This is a genomic window from Actinoalloteichus sp. GBA129-24, assembly GCF_001941645.1.
Lineage (GTDB): Bacteria > Actinomycetota > Actinomycetes > Mycobacteriales > Pseudonocardiaceae > Actinoalloteichus_A > Actinoalloteichus_A fjordicus.
In genome coordinates this window covers 5,047,703-5,065,898 of sequence record NZ_CP016077.1, presented here as the reverse complement: position 1 = coordinate 5,065,898, position 18,196 = coordinate 5,047,703, and the positions used below count along the sequence as shown (strand labels likewise).

Here is an 18,196-nt window from a genome sequence, read left to right as displayed (position 1 = left end):
TCGACGTCTCTGGGAGGACTCCATGCACGCGACGACGGGACAGCCGCGCAGGCCGGACCAGAGCGGGACCCTCGAACGGGGGCTCGCCGTGCTGGAACACGTCGGCGCCGCCGAGGAGATCTCCACCAACGCCATCGCGGCCCAGCTCGGGCTGAGCCGCAGTGCCGTGTACCGCATCGTCAACACCCTGAAGGAACTCGGCTACCTGGAGGCCGATCACGTCACCGGCCGGGTTCGGCTCGGCACCCGGCTCGTACAGCTCGGCGTGCAGGCGATGTCCTCGGTGGACCTGCATCAGAGCGCCCCGCAGTTCATGGCGCCGCTGGCGGAGGAGTCCACCGAGACCGTCTACCTCGCCGTGCCCGACGGCGACTCCATGGTCTACCTCGCCAAGGAACAGGGCGTCCGCGCCGTCACGCTGAACTGTCGGCTCGGCGGTCGTCGCGCTCAGCACGTCACCTCGTTGGGCAAGGCATGGCTGTCCGCCCTGCCCCCGGCGGAACGGGCCGAGCGGGTGGCGCGGATGGACCTGATCCGACTCACCCCGAACACCATCGTCGACCGGGATCGTCTCCTCGACGAGCTGGACCGGACCGCGCGTCGCGGCTGGGCGATCGACGACATCGAGAACGAACCGGAGGTCGGCTGCGTGGCGGCCCCCGTCCGGGATCGGACCGGGCGACCGGTGGCCGCGATCAGCATCGCGGGACCGGCGGATCGGGTGCTGCCCAGGGTCGAGGAGCTGGGTCGGGCGGTGGCACTGGCCGCCGCAGGCCTGTCTCGCAGGCTCGGCCATCACCTGCCCCCCGGAGCACGGTAGAGCCTGTCTTCGATCCTCCTTCTCTTCGGGATCGCCTGCCGCGCAGCGGTGCGAGGACAGGTCTCTAGGTGACGCCTCGGGGCACGCGACGAGTGCCTGTCCCGAGGGCGGCGACCCGCTGGCCGCCGCGACCTGCGAAGACGAAGGAGTTGACCGTGGGTTGGGTCCAAGACTACGAACCGGTCGGCGGGCTGTGGGTGTCCGCCCTGCTCGCAGCCGCACCGATCGTCGTGTTGTTGGCGGCATTGGGTGTGTTCCGCAGATCGGCGCACCTGTCCGCGGCGCTGGCGTTGCTGACCGCGCTGGGCATCGCCGTGTTCTCCTACGGGATGCCGGTCGGTCTGGCGGGCAACGCCGCGCTGTTAGGGCTGATCTTCGGCATCTGGCCCATCGCGTGGATCGCCTTCCATGCCGTGTTCTTCCACAACGTCACGGTGGCGACTGGGCGATTCGAGAGCATCAAGGCGGCGCTCGCGGGCTTCAGCCCGGACCGCCGCATCCAGGCCCTGCTGATCGCCTTCGGCTTCGGCGCCCTGTTGGAGGGCGTCGCGGGCGGCGGATCGCCGATCGCGATCACGGCGGCCATGATGGCAGCGCTGGGCTTCCCGCCGATCAAGGCCGTCGTGCTGGCACTGCTGGCCAACACCGCACCGGTCGCCTTCGGCGGGCTCGGTAATCCGATGATCGTGCTCGGCAGCGTCACGGCACCGCTGCTGGGCGTCGAGACGGAGGAGGCGACGCAGCTGTTCTCGGCGATGTCCGGCCGCCAGCTCCCGTTCCTCGCCCTGATCATCCCCGCGTTCATGGTGGTCGTGCTCGCAGGCTGGCGGCGGATGGTCGAGGTGTGGCCCGCGCTGCTGGTCACCGGCGGCAGCTTCGCCATCACCCAGTTCCTCATCTCCAACTACGTCAGCCCCAGCCTGGTCGACGTGGGCGCCGCGCTGGCCGCGATGGGTTCGCTGTGGGTGCTCACCCGATTCTGGCGGCCGAGGGAGGTCTGGCGCTTCGCCGCCGAAGACGCCGAGGCCGAGGGCGCCGACGCGGCCCGGCAGGCGGAGTCCACCGGCCCCGGCCCGCGAAGGACCCGCGCGGACGCGACGTCCGTGCCGGGCGCCACCGGAGCCGAGGCGGACGGCGGTTCGAAGGCCTCTGCTGCGGCGGCCTCGACGAGGTCGGGTTCGGTCGGCGGCGGACTCTACGCCTGGATGCCCTATCTGATCCTGATCGCGGTCATCGTCCTGTCTCGCATCGGGACGCTGTTCCCCGGCCTGCCCGGCTGGCTGGACGTCACGGCCCTCTTACAACGTGCCACGGTCGACATCCCGTGGCCCGGCCTGCACGAGGCGGTGGTCCGGGTGCCGCCCATCACTCCGGAGAACGCCGACTATCCGGCCGTGCTGACCCTGGACCTGCTCTTCTCGCCGGGCTCGGTGGCCCTGTTCGCCACGATCCTGGCCGGTCTGCTGATGGGCGCGCGGCCCGTCTCCCTGCTGCGGGTCTACGGGCAGACGATCGTGCAGATGCGCTGGGCGCTGGCGACGATCATGATGATCCTGTCGATCTCCTTCGTGATGAACTACTCCGGCGCGACGTCCACGCTCGGGCTGGCGTTCGCCACGACCGGGGTGCTCTTCCCGTTGTTCTCGGCGTTCATCGGCTGGCTCGGCGTCTTCCTCACCGGCTCCGACGCGTCCGCGAACAGTCTCTTCGGACCGATGCAGGTGATCTCGGCGCAGCAGCTCGGCATCGATCCCACGCTGGCGGGCGGCACCAACAGCTCCGGCGGCGTAATGGGCAAGATGATCTCGCCGCAGAACCTGGCCGTCGGCGCGACCGCGATCGGCCAGAGCGGCAAGGAGTCGCTCCTGTTGCGCAAGACCTTCCTCTGGTCCGTGCTGCTGACGCTCGCCGTCGGCGTGATCGCGCTGCTCCAGGCCACCGTCTTCACCGGCATGATTCCGCAGTGACGCCGGGAGCGTCCCGTTCGTCGAGCCGATCCGCAGGGCGCCCGGTTCTCGGTGGCGTCCGGCGGCCTGCCGACGGACGGGGCGCTCGCGAGCACCGGGGGTGATCCGTCGTGCGCCGGTCTCGGGTCGAGGCTTCGGCACGGCCTGCGCGGCCCCCGCTCACGCGGCTCGATGACGGCGGATGCTCGACCCGACCACGCCGGGGCCCACTCGATCAGCGATGTTCCGGGCGTTGCGCGTCGAGTTCGGCGGCCTCCTCCGGCGTCGGCGCCGAGCCGTCCAGATGGGCGGGCTGCCACCAGTTGTCCGTGGGGTCCGCCGGACGGTCGGGATAGGAGCGCTGCGCCGCGTCGAGCAGCGCGCTCAGCCGGGTGTGCAGGTCGGCGGTGACCTCCTCCGGCGAGTCCGCAGAGGAGGGGTGCATCGGCTCGCCGAGGCTGATCGAGACGGGCACGTGTCGTCGGGTGAGGGTGCGCGGCCTGCCCTTGGTCCACAGCCGCTGGGTCCCCCAGAGCGATACCGGGATCAGCGGGACACCCGCGGCGGCGGCCAGCCGGGCGGCGCCGGTCTTGAGGTCCTTCACCGTGAACGAACGGCTGATGGTCGCCTCCGGGAAGACGCCGACGACCTCTCCCGCTCGCAACGCCGTCAAGGCCTGGTCGTAGGACTCGGCCCCTGCCGCGCGATCCACCGCGATGTGCCGCATTCCGCGCATCAGCGGTCCGGCGATCCGATGGTCGAAGATGGCCTTCTTCGCCATGAACCGGACCAGCCTGCGCGACGGCTGTGCGCCGTAGCCGCAGAAGATGAAGTCGAGATAGCTGACGTGGTTCGCCGCGAGCACGGCCCCGCCCGTCCTGGGCACGTGCTCGGCGCCGGTGACCGTCAGCCGCAGATCCAGGATGCGAAACATGGTCTTGCTGGCGAAGACGATCGGCGGATACACGAGTTCCGGCATGACCAGACAGTAACCCCCGCGCAGGACCCTTCTGACCAGCCATGGGGCTCGAACCTACGGTGGCGTAACCTGTTAGCCTGCGATCTGAGGCCTGCCCGAAATGCCTGACTTCGTCGGTAGTCGGCTCGCCGCCGCATCGGGCCGCCGAACACGGCTCCGCCGCTGCGACGTGATGTCGGGCAGGTCGTCGACGTCGAGTGATGCCGGCGGGATTGGCCAGAACCGGCCCCCACGAAGTCCTCGGATTCCATTCCCGGAGCCGCGTGTGCGGGTGTCGACGGGCGTGGCCCGTGCGATCTGCGTACGCCTGCCCGTTCGGGCAGAGATCACCTGCCTCGCGGGCATCATCGGCCCGTGTGGAACCCGCGCCGGGCCGTCGGATGGCACCGTCTGACGTCGGAGCCCGCCGAGGTGCCCTCCCGTGTCGCACGCGGGAGGGACCGGCGTGTCATGGCCGACATCGCCGACCGCTTCCGGACCCGGCCGCGACCATGCTCCGATGCAACGGCCTGCGAGAGGCGAGACTGTCGATGACAGAGGAGGCCGGTTGTCACGCCGACAGCGACTCAGGTCGAGCCGCGCAGCACCAGCTCCGTGGGCAGGATCAGCGGCGCGACCTTGCGGTCACCGCCCTCGATCATGGCGCGCAGCATTCGCGCCATCTCGCGGCCCATGAACTCCACGGGCTGGCGAACCGAGCTCAACGGCGGATCGGTGTGCCCGGCGACCTCGGAGTCGTCGAAGCCGATCACGGCCACGTCCTCCGGCACCCGGCGTCCCATCGCACGCAGGGCGATGAGCGCGCCTGCGGCCATGAGGTCGCTGGCCGCGAACACGGCGTCCAGGGCGGGCTCACGCTCCAGGAGCTGGCGCATCGCCCGCTCGCCGCTCTCCCGACCGAAGTCTCCGATGGCGTAGAGGTCTCTCGGCACGCCTCGGCGACCGCGCAGGGCCGAGCGGTAACCGGCCAGTCGGTCCACGCCGACCGACATGTCCTGCGGCCCGGTGATCGTCGCGATCCGGCGACGCCCCTGGTCGTAGAGGTAGTTGGTCGCGCTGCGCGCCCCGCCGACGTTGTCGGAGTCGACGTAGGGGATCTCGGGCGTGGTGACGTGCGGTCTGCCCGCCATCACGACGGGGATGCCGCCGGAGGAGAGCCTGGCGGGCAGCGGATCGTCGCCGTGCACCGAGACGAGCATCAGCCCGTCGACGTGCCCGTTGTGCACGTACTGCTCCACCTGAGCGTGCTCGCGGGCGGTCCAGGACATGACCAGGACGAGCTGGAGTCCGCTGTTGGACAGTTCGCGACTCGCGCCGCGCAGCAGGCTCGCGAAGAACGGTTCGCCGAAGACCCTCGTCTCCGGTTCGGAGACGACGAAGGCGACGGAGTCGGCCCGTCGGCTCGCGAGACTGCGGGCCGCGCGGTTCGGTACGTAGCCCAGCTCGTGCACCGCCTGGAGTACAGCGGCCCTGGCCGATTCGCTGACCTGGGGAGAGCCGTTCACCACCCGCGAGACGGTGCCGCGTGAGACGCCGGCGGCGGCGGCCACCTGCTCCAAGGTGGGCCTGCCCGCTCCGTTTCCGTGGTTGGCTTCGGCCACTGTCTGAACACCTCCGTACTGTGGCGAGGAGGGAGCTCGTGTCCGGACCTGGTCGAACCGCACACGATGCACACGCCTCCCCCAGTGTTGGGAGCGCTCCCGGCCCCTGATGGTAGGACATCGTCGGTTCTTTCCCCGCACTCGCGTCCAAAGTACCTGGTCGGGTTCCTGGTTTGACCGTCGGCGCTGTTCAGGGGGACGAGAAATCTCTGGGAGCGTTCCCATATGCGAGTGCGGGGCCGTCGTGGCGTGAGTCGGGCGTGCCGGGAGTTCGGCAACATGGCGACGGCATCGTCGCACCATCCTCGGAATCGAGTAAGTACAGGTCAGAAGCGAAAAATGCCCTCGATGTCCGCTGTGGGCCCCGATGTCTCAGGTAACACCATGGAAACGTCCCCTTGACTTCGCTACTGTGGCCTTCGACACTGTTGCCCAAGAATTTGGGAGCGCTCACAGGTTCTTTCGCTGTTCAGCGGGTTCGGTCCGAGCCCTTCCCGAGCCAGTACCACCGATGAGGAGTCGACGTGCGTCATCCGAGACGGAGAATGCTCGCCCTGCCGATAGGTCTCACCGCCGCCCTGACCCTGTCCGCCTGTGGTGGCGGCGGGGAGGACGGCGACATCGAGCTCGTGGTGGCGACGTTCAACGAGATGGGCTACGAGGAGCTGCTGGAGGAGTACGAGGAGGCCAATCCCGGCATCACCGTCACCCACCGCAAGACCGGCGCCGCCGAGTCCCACCATCAGAGCCTGTTCACCAGGATCAACGCGGGCTCCGGTCTGGCCGACGTCGAGGCCGTCGAAGAGGGCTACATGGCGCAGGCGATGGAGGCGTCCGGCCGGTTCAACGACCTGGCCGAGATCGGACCGGACGACGTGAGCCCGGACCGCTGGCTGGACTGGAAGTACGAGGCAGGCGTGACCCCCGATGGCAAGCTCATCGGCTACGGGACCGACATCGGTCCGCTGGCCATGTGCTACCGCGCCGACTTACTGGAGGACGCGGGCCTGCCCAGCGACCCCGCCGAGGTCGGCGAGCTGTTCGCGACGTGGGACTCCTACTTCGCCGCCGGTGACGAGTTCGTCGCGGCGAACCAGGACTCCGCCTGGTTCGACACCGGTGCCCAGGTCTTCAACGCCATGCACAACCAGTTGGAGACCGGCTACTACGACACCGACAGCAACGTGGTGATCGAGTCGAACACCGCTATCAAGGACAACTGGGATCAGGTCGTCGCGGCGGTCGAGGGGGGCCAGTCCGCGGGCCTGGAGGCCTTCAGCCCCGCGTGGGACACCAGTTTCGGCGACGACGCGTTCGCGACCAAGACCTGCCCGCCGTGGATGCTCGGCCAGATCGAGGGTCTCGCGGGCGAGGACAAGGTCTGGCGGGTCGCCGAGGGCTTCCCGGAGGGCGGCGGCAACTGGGGCGGCACCTGGCTGACCGTGCCCACCCAGAGCGATCACCCCGAGGAGGCCGCTGCGCTGGCCGCGTGGCTGACCGCGCCCGAGCAGCAGACCAGGGCCTTCGTCGCCTCCGGCCCCTTCCCGAGCCAGGTGGAGGCGTTGGAGTCCGATGAGCTGCTCGCGCTGACGAACGAGTACTTCGACGTCGAGACCGGCGCGTTGTACGCCGAGCAGGCGGCGGCCGTCGGACCCGCGCAGTTCAAGGGTCCGCGTGACGGTCAGATTCAGACCAACGTGCTCACGCCCGCGTTGACCTCGGTCGAGGAGGGCACCGCCAGTCCGGACGAGGCGTGGGACGCCGTCGTCAGCGGCGCGGAGAACCTCGCAGGCTGACCGAAGACGAACCCCATCAGGCCGGCCGCGGGCCTCGCCGAAGTGATCTTCGGCGAGCGTCCGCGGTCGTGCCGGAACCCCATGAAGGAGGGGGAGTGTCCAGCCTGACCGTCGGAACATCCGGGTCGACGGACTCGGAGGGCCGAGGTGCGGACGGCGACCCGGCAGCATCACCCGGTGGTGGCGGGCGGCAGAGCCTGCGGGATCGGCTCAACCGCTGGGACGTTCGCTACTCGCCGTACCTCTACATCGCGCCGTTCTTCGTCATCTTCGCCATCGTGGGCCTGTTCCCACTGCTCTACACGAGTTACGTCTCGCTGTTCGACTGGAGCCTGGTCGCCGACGACCCCGTCTTCATCGGGCTCGACAACTACGTCGCGTTGATGGGCGATGCCAGGTTCTGGCAGGCCATGGTCAACACGATCAGCATCTTCATCCTCTCCACCGCCCCGCAGCTGGCGATGGCCCTGCTGTTCGCCGTGCTGCTGGATGCGCACCTGCGGGCTCGAACCCTCTTCCGGGTCGGGCTCCTGCTGCCCTACGTGGCCAGCCTGGTGGCGCTCGGCATCATCTTCGGCAACCTGTTCAACAGCGAGTACGGCCTGATCAACGGGTTGCTGGGACTGGTCGGCATCGACCCGATCAACTGGCACTCCGACCGGTTCGCCAGTCACGTCGCCATTGCCAGCATGGTCAACTGGCGGTGGGCCGGATACAACGCGTTGATCATCCTCGCCGCGATGCAGGCCATTCCCCGCGACCTCTACGAGGCCGCCACGGTGGACGGGGCCGGTCGCTGGCGACGCTTCGTCAGCGTGACCCTGCCGATGCTGCGACCCACGATGATCTTCGTGGTGATCACCGCGACGGTCGGCGGTCTCCAGATCTTCACCGAGCCCAAGCTGTTCGCCGTCGTCCCCGGTTCCAACAACGGTGGTTCGACCGGCCAGTTCCAGACCGTCACGCTGTTCATGTATCAGCAGGGCTTCGAGAACTTCGATCTCGGCTACGCGTCGGCGACCGCCTGGGTGCTCTTCCTGGTGATCGTGATCTTCGCTTTGATCAACTTCTGGCTCACGCGCCGCATATCGAGTACGGAGGGTCCACGATGAGCGTCCTGAGTGCGCCGAAGCCGGCGCGCAGGCGACGAGGGCAGGACCCCGGGTCGATCATCGGCAAACCGGGATTCCTGACCTACGGGCTGCTCATCGCCTTCATCCTCGGCTCGGCCTTCCCGCTGTACTGGTCGTTCCTGGTGGCCAGCCGGGACAGCTCCTTCACCGCGGAGCAGCTCCCGCCGATGTGGCCGGGCGGGAACTTCTTCGCCAACGCGGCGCGGGTGTTCGACACCGCGCCGTTCTGGCTGGCGCTGGGCAACAGTTTCCTCGTGGGCGCCATCGTCACCGTGTCGGTCGTCTTCTTCGGCACGCTGGCGGGCTATGCGTTCGCCAAGCTGCAGTTCAGGGGCAACAACGCCCTGTTCGCCTTCGTCATCGCGACGCTGCTGGTGCCGACGCAGCTCGGCGTCATCCCGATGTTCATGGCGATGGCCGAACTCGAGATGGCCGGCGAACTGGTCGCGGTGATCCTGCCCAACCTGGTGACCGCGCTCGGCGTGTTCTGGATGCGGCAGTACCTGATCGCCGCCGTGCCGACCGAGCTGTTGGAGGCGGCCAGAGTGGACGGGTGCAGCATGATCCGCACCTTCTGGCACGTGGTGCTGCCCGCCGCCCGCCCTGCTGCGGCGATTCTGGCCCTGTTCACGTTCATGACCTCGTGGAACGACTTCCTCTGGCCGCTGGTGGTCCTCGACCCCTCGAACCCGACCATCCAGCTCGCCCTGGAACAGCTTCAGAGCGGCTACTCGGTCGACTACTCGCTGGTCCTGGCGGGTACCACGCTGGCGACTCTGCCGATCCTGTTCATCTTCATCGTTCTCGGGAAGCAGATCGTCTCCGGAATCATGCAGGGAGCTGTCAAGGGATGACGACATACGAGGTGAACGGGCAGGCCGAGGAGATCTCGGCGACACGGCAGCGGAGTTTTCCCGCCGACTTCCTGTGGGGCTCCTCCACGGCGGCCTTCCAGATCGAGGGCGCCACCACGGAGGACGGCCGCACCGACTCCATCTGGGACACGTTCAGTCGCACGCCCGGCCGGGTGCTCAACGGCGACACCGGAGACCCGGCCGTCGATCACTACCACCGGATGCCGCAGGACGTCGCGTTGATGCGGGACCTCGGCTTCAAGGCCTACCGGTTCTCGGTGGCCTGGCCTCGGGTCCGACCGGACGGCGGCGCGGTCAACGAGGCGGGCCTGGACTTCTACCGCAGGCTGGTCGACGAGCTGCTCGCCAACGACATCACGCCCTGGCTGACGCTCTATCACTGGGATCTGCCGCAGACCCTGGAGGACCGGGGCGGCTGGGCGGAGCGGTCGACGGCGTATCGGTTCGCCGAGTTCGCCGACACGGTGCACGCCGCACTCGGTGACCGGGTCGAGCACTGGACCACGCTCAACGAGCCGTACTGCACCTCGCTGCTGGGCTATTCGGCCGGGGTGCACGCGCCGGGCAGGCAGGAGCCCTCCGCTGCCGTGGCCGCCGTGCATCACCTGCTGCTGGGACACGGCCTCGCGGTCTCGGCGATCCGTGCCCGCGACCCCAAGGCTCAGCTGGGCATCACGCTGAACCTGTATCCGGTCGACCCGATCAATCCGGCCGACCCGGCCGACGTCGACGCGGCCCGCCGGGTGGACGGCCTCCAGAACCGCGTCTTCCTCGACCCGCTGCTGCGTGGTCAGTATCCGGACGACGTGGTGGCGGACCTGGCCCCGTTCGCGCTCGCCGAGCGGATTCAGGACGGCGACATGGCGACGATCGCGGCACCGTTGAACATGTTCGGGGTGAACTACTACACCCACCACCTGGTGGGGGCGGACACGGCGAACGCGGAGAACTCGGCGCCGCACACTCCTGCCGGTTCGGCCTGGGTCGGCGCGGGCGAGCTGCGCTTCGCCGACGCGGGCCTGCCGGTGACCGACATGGGCTGGGAGGTGATCCCGGACGGACTCACCAGGGTCCTGCGCAGGCTGCACGAGGAATACGCGGTCAGCGCGATCTATGTGAACGAGAACGGCGCGGCCTGCCCGGACGTGATCAACGACGCCGGTGAGATCGACGATCAGGATCGCATCGAATACCTGGACGGCCACCTGCGGGCGGCGCTGGCCGCCATCGACGCAGGCGTTGATCTACGGGGCTACTTCTGCTGGTCCCTGTTGGACAACTTCGAATGGGCGTGGGGTTATTCGAAGCGCTTCGGTCTGGTGCATGTGGATTACCAGACGCAGGTGCGAACGCCGAAGAACTCGGCCAAGTGGCTGTCCGCCGTGATGCAGGAGAACGCGGTGCCTGCCGTGCAGGCGACGGACGAGCAGTGAGTTCCCGGCCGCCGCTGCGGCGGCTCGCCTTCCGGCGCCTGCTCGAGCTCTGAGAGCCTGTCTTTGATCCTCCTCCGTCGCAACAGGAAAGTGGGGATTAAAGACAGGCTCTGAGAGGCGTCTGTGCAGTTCCGTGCCGGTGTGAGCGATCCGCTCACACCGGCACGCTCGTCGTCGGTCTGACGCGGGGATGGAACGACCTCCGGATGCACGGCCGCGCCGATACGGCAGGACCGCCGTGTGACGGGGAATGCGGGAGCGCTCCCATCGAGCTTTTCTCGGGAAATTTCAGGGCGGCGAATCATCGAATAGGATGGTCGAATTCGAGGGTCGAATGCGGCCTTCCCGTCGCGACTGGGCCGTTCGTCGGAGGTTTCTCGACGGCATTCGGTGGAATGGACACTGCTGAAGGTCGGGAAAAGCAGCCAAGTCTTTACTTTGTATTTCGCGCTGGCTACCCTTCATTTGGGAGCGCTCACAGGTAAGCGACATCACGTTGCGAGAACCGGTGAGAATCGACTCTGGTTCGTGCTTCGACGAGGAGGCAGCCGTGCGAGACGGCGTGTTACGAACCCCGACGTCACCGGCGGGTGTGCGGGTTACGACCGCCACCACCCTGGCGGGCGCGGCGGGTGGACAGGCGGGCGCCCGACCTGCACCCGCCCCCCGCCAGGCCCTCGGGAACGGCCCTGGGACGCCCTGGTGCGACGACCGGCCGTCTGAGACGGCGCTCCCCGTCGACGAGCGACTGAACCTGCGCAGACGCCCGGCGCCGTCCGACCGCGACTCGGCGACCAGGCAGGCGCGGCGCGACGGACCCCTGCTCCTCCTCGGCGGGCGGCGCCGAGTCGAGGCGACGCTCGGCCTGCTGATCGACGCCGAGATCGGCGTGGACGTCGGCGTCGACCTCGACGGTCTTCGTCGCCTCCGTCCCCGCCTGCTCGGTCTGCCCGGTGCCACCACCGGCAGACGACGGCTGGGGTCGACACCCGCCGACTGAACTCCTCGCTCGGCGAACCTCCCCTGCAAGACCCCGGTGCGGGACGCGACCGCGCTCCCAATGGCGTCCCGCACCGGCCCCTGCCGTGTCCACTCGAACGGAGGTGATGCCCCTTTTCAGCGAAGGAACACTGTCCGTCCCGGCTTCCAGACATGCGGACAGCGGCGGACCCGGTGAACGAGCCCCGGTTCGTTCACCGGGTCGCCTGCCGAACCCGATCGGTAGTGGGCGGACCACGGCTCGACCGCGGTGTCTCCCCACCAGGCCATGCGGAACTCTGTAGCGCAGAAACGAGGAGACCATGAGATCCGACAGGTTGACGCGGTGGTCGAAGAGACCACTGCCCGCGGCTGCGGCGGCGACGCTGCTGGCCGCCGTGATCGTGCCGATCACGGCGCCCGCCGGAGCCGCGCAGAACGTGCAGTGCAGCGTCGACTATCAGATCACCAACGAGTGGAACAGCGGCTTCGGCGCCGAGGTCTCGCTCACCAACGAGGGCAGCACCCCACTCAACGGCTGGTCGCTGACCTGGACCTACCCCGACGGCCAGCGGGTGACCCAGGGCTGGAACAGCCAGATCACCCAGTCCGGCGCGGTGGTGACCGCCCGCAACGTGTCCTGGAACGGCACCGTGGCGCCCGGCGCTTCGGCGACCTTCGGCTTCAACGCCTCGAAGGCGAGCACCAACACCGCGCCCGTCGACTTCGCCGTCAACGGCGCCACCTGTGGTGATCTCGGCGAGCCGCCCGTGGACGAGCGAACGATCGTCAGCAGCCGCTCCTCGCTGTCGGTCCGGCAGGGCGAGTCGGCGTCCTTCGCGCTGTCGCTGGCCGCAGCGCCGCAGAACAACGTGAACGTCCAGCTGACTCGGACCTCGGGCACGGCGAACCTGTCGCTGGGATCGTCCTCGCTGAGCTTCGGCCCCGGCAACTGGAACACCGGCAGGCCCGTCACCGTCACCTCGGCGGACTCCGACGCCGCCCCCGGCACCGCGACCTTCACCGCGACCGCCGACGGCTATGCCCCGGCCGTGATCGTCGTGCGCGAGATCGGCGCGGCACAGTCCGACTACGAGGCAGCCTTCCTTGAGCAGTACGAGAAGATCAAGGACCCGGCCAGCGGATACTTCCGCGACGTCGGCGGGCTGCTGGTGCCGTATCACTCGGTCGAGACGTTGATCGTCGAGGCTCCGGACCACGGGCATCAGACCACTTCGGAGGCCTACAGCTACTACCTGTGGCTGGAGGCGGCCTACGCGAGGATCACCGAGGACTGGGAGCCGTTCAATCGGGCCTGGGAGTCGTTGGAGACGTTCATCGTCCCCGGCTCCGAGGACCAGCCGACGAACGCGGCCTACGACCCGAGCTCCCCGGCGACCTACGCGGGCGAGTCGCCGACGCCCCGCGACTATCCCTCCCCGCTGGACGCGGACGTGCCCGTCGGCGAGGATCCGCTCGGTGCCGAGCTGACCTCCACCTACGGCGACTCCGACGTCTACGGGATGGCATGGCTGCTGGACGTCGACAACGTCTACGGCTTCGGCTTCTGTGGTGACGGCAGCAGTGACGAGCCGGTCTTCATGAACTCCTACCAGCGCGGCTCCAACGAGTCGGTCTGGGAGACGGTGCCGCACCCCTCCTGCGAGACGTTCGACTTCGGCGGGGAGAACGGCTACCTCGACCTGTTCACCGGCGACGAGCAGTACTCCGAGCAGTGGCGCTACACCGCCGCCCCGGACGCCGACGCCCGCGTGGTGCAGGTGGCCTACCTGGCGAAGTCCTGGGCCGAGGCGCAGGGCCAGGGCGACGCCGTCGCCGACACGGTCGCCGACGCGGTGAAGATGGGCGACTACCTCCGGTACTCGATGTACGACAAGTACTTCAAGGAGATCGGCGACTGCACCGACCCGATCACCTGCCCGGCGGGCAGCGGGAAGAACAGCTCCCACTACCTGCTGTCCTGGTACTACTCCTGGGGCGGCGCGCTGGCCAGTGCGGAGTACCCGTGGTCGTTCCGCATCGGCGGCTCCGGCGTGCACCAGGGCTACCAGAACCCCATGGCGGCCTGGGCGTTGTCCGAGGCCGACGGCATGGCCCCGCAGTCGCCGAGCGCTCAGCAGGACTGGGCCCAGAGCCTGGACCGGCAGCTGGAGTTCATCCAGTGGCTGCAGGCTCCCGAGGGCGGCATCGCGGGCGGCGCGACGAACAACTGGGAGGGCCGGTACGCCGAGCCGCCCGCGAACAGCGCCACCTTCTACGGGATGTACTACGACTGGCAGCCGGTCTGGAACGACCCGCCGAGCAACCGGTGGTTCGGCTTCCAGGCCTGGGGCATGGAGCGCATCGCCCAGCTCTACGACGTCACCGGTGACGAGCGCGCCGGTGAGATCGTCGCCAACTGGGTCGACTGGGCCATCGCGAACACCGAGGTGGGCACCGGCGGCGACTTCGCCGTCCCGTCCGATCTCGACTGGAGCGGTCAGCCCGACGACTGGAACCCCGACAACCCCGGCGACAACTCCGGGCTGAGCGTCGAGGTTCTCAACCACACCCAGGACGTCGGCGTCACCGCCTCCTACGTCAAGACCCTGCTGCACTACGCGGCGGAGTCCGGCGACGCCGAGGCACGGGCGACCGGCGAGGCACTGCTCGACGCGCTGCTGGCCAACGAGACCGACATCGGCATCTCGGTCCCGGAGACCCGCACCGACTACCAGCGTTTCGACGACGCCTACGACGCGGGCACCGACCAGGGCCTCTACGTCCCGGAGGGTTGGACGGGCGCCATGCCCAACGGCGACGTGATCGACTCGGACGCCACCTTCGGCTCGATCCGGTCCTTCTACGAGGACGACCCGGACTGGCCGCAGGTGCAGGCCTACCTGGACGGCGGCGACGCGCCGACCTTCACCTATCACCGATTCTGGGCGCAGGCCGAGATCGCCACGGCCTTCGCGCTGCACGCCGAGCTGTTCGGCGCCGCCGAATGAGGTGAGGTGAGCGACTTCGGTGCGGCCGACGGGTGACGGCCGAGCCGAGGGAAAGGACCGGCCCCGCACTCCGCGCCATGTGCGGGGCCGGTTTCCGTGCGCTGCGCGGTGTGGCCTGCTGTGCGGGGGCGGGCTCGTTCCACGCCCTCGCCTCGGTGCAGTCGAGGCCTGCCCGGCTGCGCCCTCCGCAGTCGGCCCGAGCCGCCGCTCCGCCGCTCAGCCTCGGCGCTCGGGTGCCCCGTCGGCCGGGTCCGGTGCGGTCTCCCCGGTGCGCCGCAGCGCCAACAGGGCGATGTCGTCGTCCTTGCCGGTGCCGAACTCCGTGATCAGATGTTCGCAGAGGTCGTCGAGGTCCTCGCTCTCGGCGGCGGAGGCGGCCGCCTCCGCCAACGCGGCCATCGCCTCGTCGAGATCGGTGACCCGGTCCTCGACCAGGCCGTCGGTCAGCAGGATCACCGTCGTGCCCACCGGGATGCGCACGCTCGTCGAGCCGGGGCGGTCCAGGGCGATTCCCAACAGCGGGCCGCTGACCGGCGCGAACCTGGCGCCGTCCGCGTCGACGAGCAGCGGCGGGATGTGTCCGGCGTTGGCGACCGCGGTCTCGCCGGTCTCCGTGTCGATGAGCAGCAGACACATGGTGACGCAGAAGTCGGGGTGGTACTTCAGCATCATCCGGTTGAGCAGCTCGAGGATCACATCCGGCGGATGACCCTCGACGGCGAAGGCCCGCAGGGCGTGGCGCACCTCGCCCATGATCGTGGCCGCCTTGATCGAGTGGCCGGTGACGTCGCCGATCGCGACGAGCAGCTCGGAGCCTCGCTCGGTGACCTCGTAGAAGTCGCCGCCGATCTCGGCGTTGCTGGTGGCGGGCACATAGCGCACCGCCATGTCGAAGTCAGGCCGCCGGGGCAGCAGCGTGGGCAGCAGACTGCGCTGCAGGGTCAGCGCGAGGCTGTGCTCCGCCGCGAAGGAGCGCAGCCCGCCGACGGCGAGGGCGAAGGTCCTGCCGAGCTGCCACAACAGCTCCTGCTCCTCGATGCCGTGACCCCGGACCGCCGTGATCGCCAGGCACACCGGGGGGCCGTCGGGCTGCCACTGGCAGAGCATCACCCGCGTGTCGTCCTCGGTGGGAGTGGAGGGCACCTCTGCCGACCACGTCGCGCCGTCCAGCACGACGGTCGCGATGTCCTCGGCAGCCTGCTCGGCGTGATCGCCGAGTCGTTCCAGGAGGTCCGACGGCACGATACGGGTGGTGACCGCGCCCCCGGCGCCGTCGACGACTGCCAGCCTGCACCAGCCGTCCGGCCGCAGCGCCAGTGCCGAGGCCCGACCGGGGAAGATCGCGGTCAGACCGAGCGCGGCCGCCGCCACCACGCCGTCGAAGTCGGTGGCCGAGTTGATCGCCGCCATCGCCTGGGTGAGGCCGCCGAGTCGGTCGACGCGTTCCTCGGCGAGGGCGAGTTCGCTGGAGTGTCGCCCTTCGGCGACGGCCATGGCGCCCGCCCGCCGCAGGGCCGCCTCCACGGTGGCGAGCAGCTCGTCGGGGTCGACGGGCTCGGCGAGATAGGCGTCTACGCCCCGGGTCATGCCCTGCGCGCGTTCGCCGCCGGTGGTGGCCTCCGAGGCCACGTGGATCACCACGGTGTCGCCGTGGGAGGGGTCGGTCTTGATCCGATTGAGGATGTCGGCGCTGTTCATGTCCGGCAGGTCGACGGCGAGGACGACCAGGCTGAAACGCCGCTGCTCCAACAGCCGCAGACAGTCCGCTCCGGTTCGTGCCTCGGCGACCCGGTGGCCCGCCTGCCCGAGTCTCCTCGCGATGGCCCGGTGCCTCGTCACCGACTCGCCGACCACCATGATCCCGGCCCGGGTGTCGTCCTCGACGGTCTGACGGGCCGCTGCGGCCATCGACGGGCCTTTCTCGGGACGCGGCGAGGCGGGTGGCAGCAGATCGGCCGATTCGCCGCGAATCGGATCGCCTTCGCGGGGGCGCGTGGCGAGCGGGGAGGGATTCTGTCGGCCCGGCCCGTCGGAGGTCATCCGTGTTCCTCCACGAGGGTCGAGTGCGCCGCGGCTGCCCGACGTGCAGGCTCGGTCCGTCGCGAACCGACACGATCAGGGCCTCCAAGCCTAGCAAGGGCGGCTCGACTCACCCACGCCCTGAAGTCTCGACGTCCTCGGTCTGCCTGCCGAGCCTGCCTGCGACCAGGGCCGGTGCGCAGAGATCCCGCTGAATCTCGACCGAGGTCGCCAGCTCCTCGGCGGTGACGTCGTCGACGAAGCACACCTCGCCGATCCCCAGCGGCAGCGGAAGCCGCTGTCTGCCGTCTCTATGGCGGACCGTGTCGGCCAGTGCGCGCACGAGGAGCTCCGAGTCGAGCAGCGGATGGAAGCAGGGCAGTTCCAGCGTCCGCATGATCGCGAGGACCCGGTCGCGCTCGGCGACGGTGACCAGGCCACGACGGCAGGCGAGCACCGTGGTCAGCGCCATGTCGACGCAGACGGCCTCGCCGTGCAGCAGGGCGGGCAGCGCACTCATCTCCAGGGTGGGACTGAACGTGTGGCCGTAGTCGACCCGACGTTCGAGGTCGTCCTCCCAAAGGTTCGGGGTGAGTTCCGCGAGCATGCCGTCGACGGCGCGGCGCAGCGCTGTTCGTGCGGCGTCGTCGCCTGCGGGAGTGAGTCCCTGGAACCTCTCGTCGAGCAGGGCCGCCCCGTGGCGCTCCAGCAGTTCGAACAGCGCGAGGTCCTTGATCAACGCGATCTTCAGGATCTCGCCGAGCCCGTTGCTGATCTGCCTGCGGTCGAGCGTGCCGAGGAAGGTCCGGTCGAGCAGCGTGAGGTCCGCCGGTGCATACGTGCCGAGCCGATTCTTGTGTCCGTTGAAGTTCACCCCGGTCTTGACGCCGATCCCGGCGTCCGCCAGTCCGATGAGCGTCGTCGGCACCCGCAGGAACGGGGTGCCCCGCCGATAGAGGCTCGCGGCGAGCCCGGCGACGTCCAGCAGGACGCCGCCGCCGATGATGATCACCGGCTCCGAACGGCGCGCGATGGCGAAGGCGTCCAGTCGCTCCAGCACGCGGGCGGCGGTGTCGAACTCCTTGCTCGCCTCGCTCGCCGCGAGGACCGTCATCGCGTAGTCGACGCCGTGGTGATCGAGATAGCCGCGGATGCGTTCCCCGTGCACCCGGTCGACCTCGTCGTCCACCACGACGAAGCGGCGGGGACTGCCGCCGTCACCTCGGCCGCCCGCCTCCAGGACGTCGGTGTGGTCGAGGTCGAAGACCCGGTCTCGGATGCGCACCTCATAACGGACCGACCGGTGTGCGTGGACCAGCCACGAGTCGCGCTCGCCGTGCGCGACCGGCCCATCGGCCTCGATCCGGGGGAAGGGCACCGCGTCGTCGTGGTGGGTGCCGGTGGCGAGGCCCGGTCTGATGTGTTCGGGAGAGACGCTCATGGGGCTGTCGACCTCCAGTCGGAGCGAACGGGATGCCTGAGCCTCGGCCGGGGGCGCGGCCGCCGAGGCCGACTCGATGCGGTGGCGTGGACGTGCGGTGGCGGTGGACGGCGGCGGGGTGGACGCTCGGCAGCCGTGAACTCCGGCATCCCCGGCCCGCCGGG

Annotated in this window: 12 protein-coding genes; 8 read left to right on the top strand and 4 right to left on the bottom strand. The window is 69.3% G+C overall.

Features of this window, described 5'->3' with window-relative positions; all coding sequences use genetic code 11:
* Positions 1-22 precede the first annotated feature (22 nt).
* Complete coding sequence (locus tag UA75_RS21615; protein ID WP_075741818.1) at positions 23-820, top strand: IclR family transcriptional regulator; 798 nt, start codon at positions 23-25, stop codon at positions 818-820.
* A gap of 155 nt (positions 821-975) precedes the next feature.
* Positions 976-2,787, top strand: a complete 1,812-nt coding sequence (locus tag UA75_RS34710) for an L-lactate permease (RefSeq protein WP_075741817.1) — start codon at positions 976-978, stop codon at positions 2,785-2,787.
* Positions 2,788-3,001: 214 nt separating this feature from the next.
* Here UA75_RS34710 and UA75_RS21605 read toward each other — a convergent pair whose 3' ends face one another.
* Together UA75_RS21605 and UA75_RS21600 are read right to left on the bottom strand one after the other, a co-directional pair.
* The gene (locus UA75_RS21605; protein WP_075741816.1) at positions 3,002-3,745 is read right to left on the bottom strand and encodes a lysophospholipid acyltransferase family protein; all 744 of its coding nucleotides are present in this window, start codon (positions 3,743-3,745) and stop codon (positions 3,002-3,004) included.
* Between the two features lie 566 nt (positions 3,746-4,311).
* The gene (locus tag UA75_RS21600) at positions 4,312-5,346 is read right to left on the bottom strand and encodes a LacI family DNA-binding transcriptional regulator (protein WP_075741815.1); all 1,035 of its coding nucleotides are present in this window, start codon (positions 5,344-5,346) and stop codon (positions 4,312-4,314) included.
* 545 nt (positions 5,347-5,891) lie between these two features.
* On the opposite strand from UA75_RS21600, the gene UA75_RS21595 reads away from it, so the two are divergent.
* The 6 genes from UA75_RS21595 (at position 5,892) to UA75_RS21570 (ending at position 14,572) form a co-directional block, all read left to right on the top strand.
* Entirely contained in the window at positions 5,892-7,142 is a 1,251-nt protein-coding gene (locus tag UA75_RS21595) for an ABC transporter substrate-binding protein (RefSeq protein ID WP_075741814.1), read from the top strand.
* A gap of 104 nt (positions 7,143-7,246) precedes the next feature.
* A complete protein-coding gene (locus UA75_RS21590; RefSeq protein ID WP_075744056.1) occupies positions 7,247-8,254 on the top strand; it encodes a carbohydrate ABC transporter permease in 1,008 nt (335 codons plus the stop codon).
* Entirely contained in the window at positions 8,251-9,129 is an 879-nt protein-coding gene (locus UA75_RS21585; protein ID WP_075741813.1) for a carbohydrate ABC transporter permease, read from the top strand. Before UA75_RS21590 ends, UA75_RS21585 begins: the two co-directional genes overlap by 4 nt.
* Positions 9,126-10,583 carry a GH1 family beta-glucosidase gene (locus UA75_RS21580; RefSeq protein WP_075741812.1) on the top strand — a complete coding sequence of 486 codons (1,458 nt, stop codon included), beginning with the start codon at positions 9,126-9,128 and terminating at the stop codon, positions 10,581-10,583. Before UA75_RS21585 ends, UA75_RS21580 begins: the two co-directional genes overlap by 4 nt.
* A 550-nt stretch (positions 10,584-11,133) precedes the next feature.
* Positions 11,134-11,583 (top strand): hypothetical protein, encoded by a 450-nt coding sequence (locus UA75_RS21575; RefSeq protein ID WP_157434354.1) that lies wholly within the window; start codon positions 11,134-11,136, stop codon positions 11,581-11,583.
* Between the two features lie 301 nt (positions 11,584-11,884).
* Entirely contained in the window at positions 11,885-14,572 is a 2,688-nt protein-coding gene (locus UA75_RS21570; protein WP_075741810.1) for a glycoside hydrolase family 48 protein, read from the top strand.
* A gap of 216 nt (positions 14,573-14,788) precedes the next feature.
* Here UA75_RS21570 and UA75_RS21565 read toward each other — a convergent pair whose 3' ends face one another.
* Complete coding sequence (locus UA75_RS21565; protein WP_157434353.1) at positions 14,789-16,612, bottom strand: fused response regulator/phosphatase; 1,824 nt, start codon at positions 16,610-16,612, stop codon at positions 14,789-14,791.
* Between the two features lie 109 nt (positions 16,613-16,721).
* Positions 16,722-18,032, bottom strand: coding sequence for a sedoheptulose 7-phosphate cyclase (locus UA75_RS21560; RefSeq protein ID WP_083690844.1), 1,311 nt, complete (start codon positions 18,030-18,032; stop codon positions 16,722-16,724).
* Between the last annotated feature and the right edge of the window lie 164 nt (positions 18,033-18,196).

Bases quoted from the DNA above. Each gene is read 5' to 3' on its own strand.
- UA75_RS21615 (WP_075741818.1), top strand. From the start codon at position 23: ATGCACGCGACGACGGGACAGCCGCGCAGGCCGGACCAGAGCGGGACC.
- UA75_RS21605 (WP_075741816.1), bottom strand. From the start codon at position 3,745: ATGCCGGAACTCGTGTATCCGCCGATCGTCTTCGCCAGCAAGACCATG.
- UA75_RS21595 (WP_075741814.1), top strand. From the start codon at position 5,892: ATGCTCGCCCTGCCGATAGGTCTCACCGCCGCCCTGACCCTGTCCGCC.
- UA75_RS21585 (WP_075741813.1), top strand. From the start codon at position 8,251: ATGAGCGTCCTGAGTGCGCCGAAGCCGGCGCGCAGGCGACGAGGGCAG.
- UA75_RS21580 (WP_075741812.1), top strand. From the start codon at position 9,126: ATGACGACATACGAGGTGAACGGGCAGGCCGAGGAGATCTCGGCGACA.
- UA75_RS21570 (WP_075741810.1), top strand. From the start codon at position 11,885: ATGAGATCCGACAGGTTGACGCGGTGGTCGAAGAGACCACTGCCCGCG.
- UA75_RS21565 (WP_157434353.1), bottom strand. From the start codon at position 16,612: ATGACCTCCGACGGGCCGGGCCGACAGAATCCCTCCCCGCTCGCCACG.
- UA75_RS21560 (WP_083690844.1), bottom strand. From the start codon at position 18,032: ATGAGCGTCTCTCCCGAACACATCAGACCGGGCCTCGCCACCGGCACC.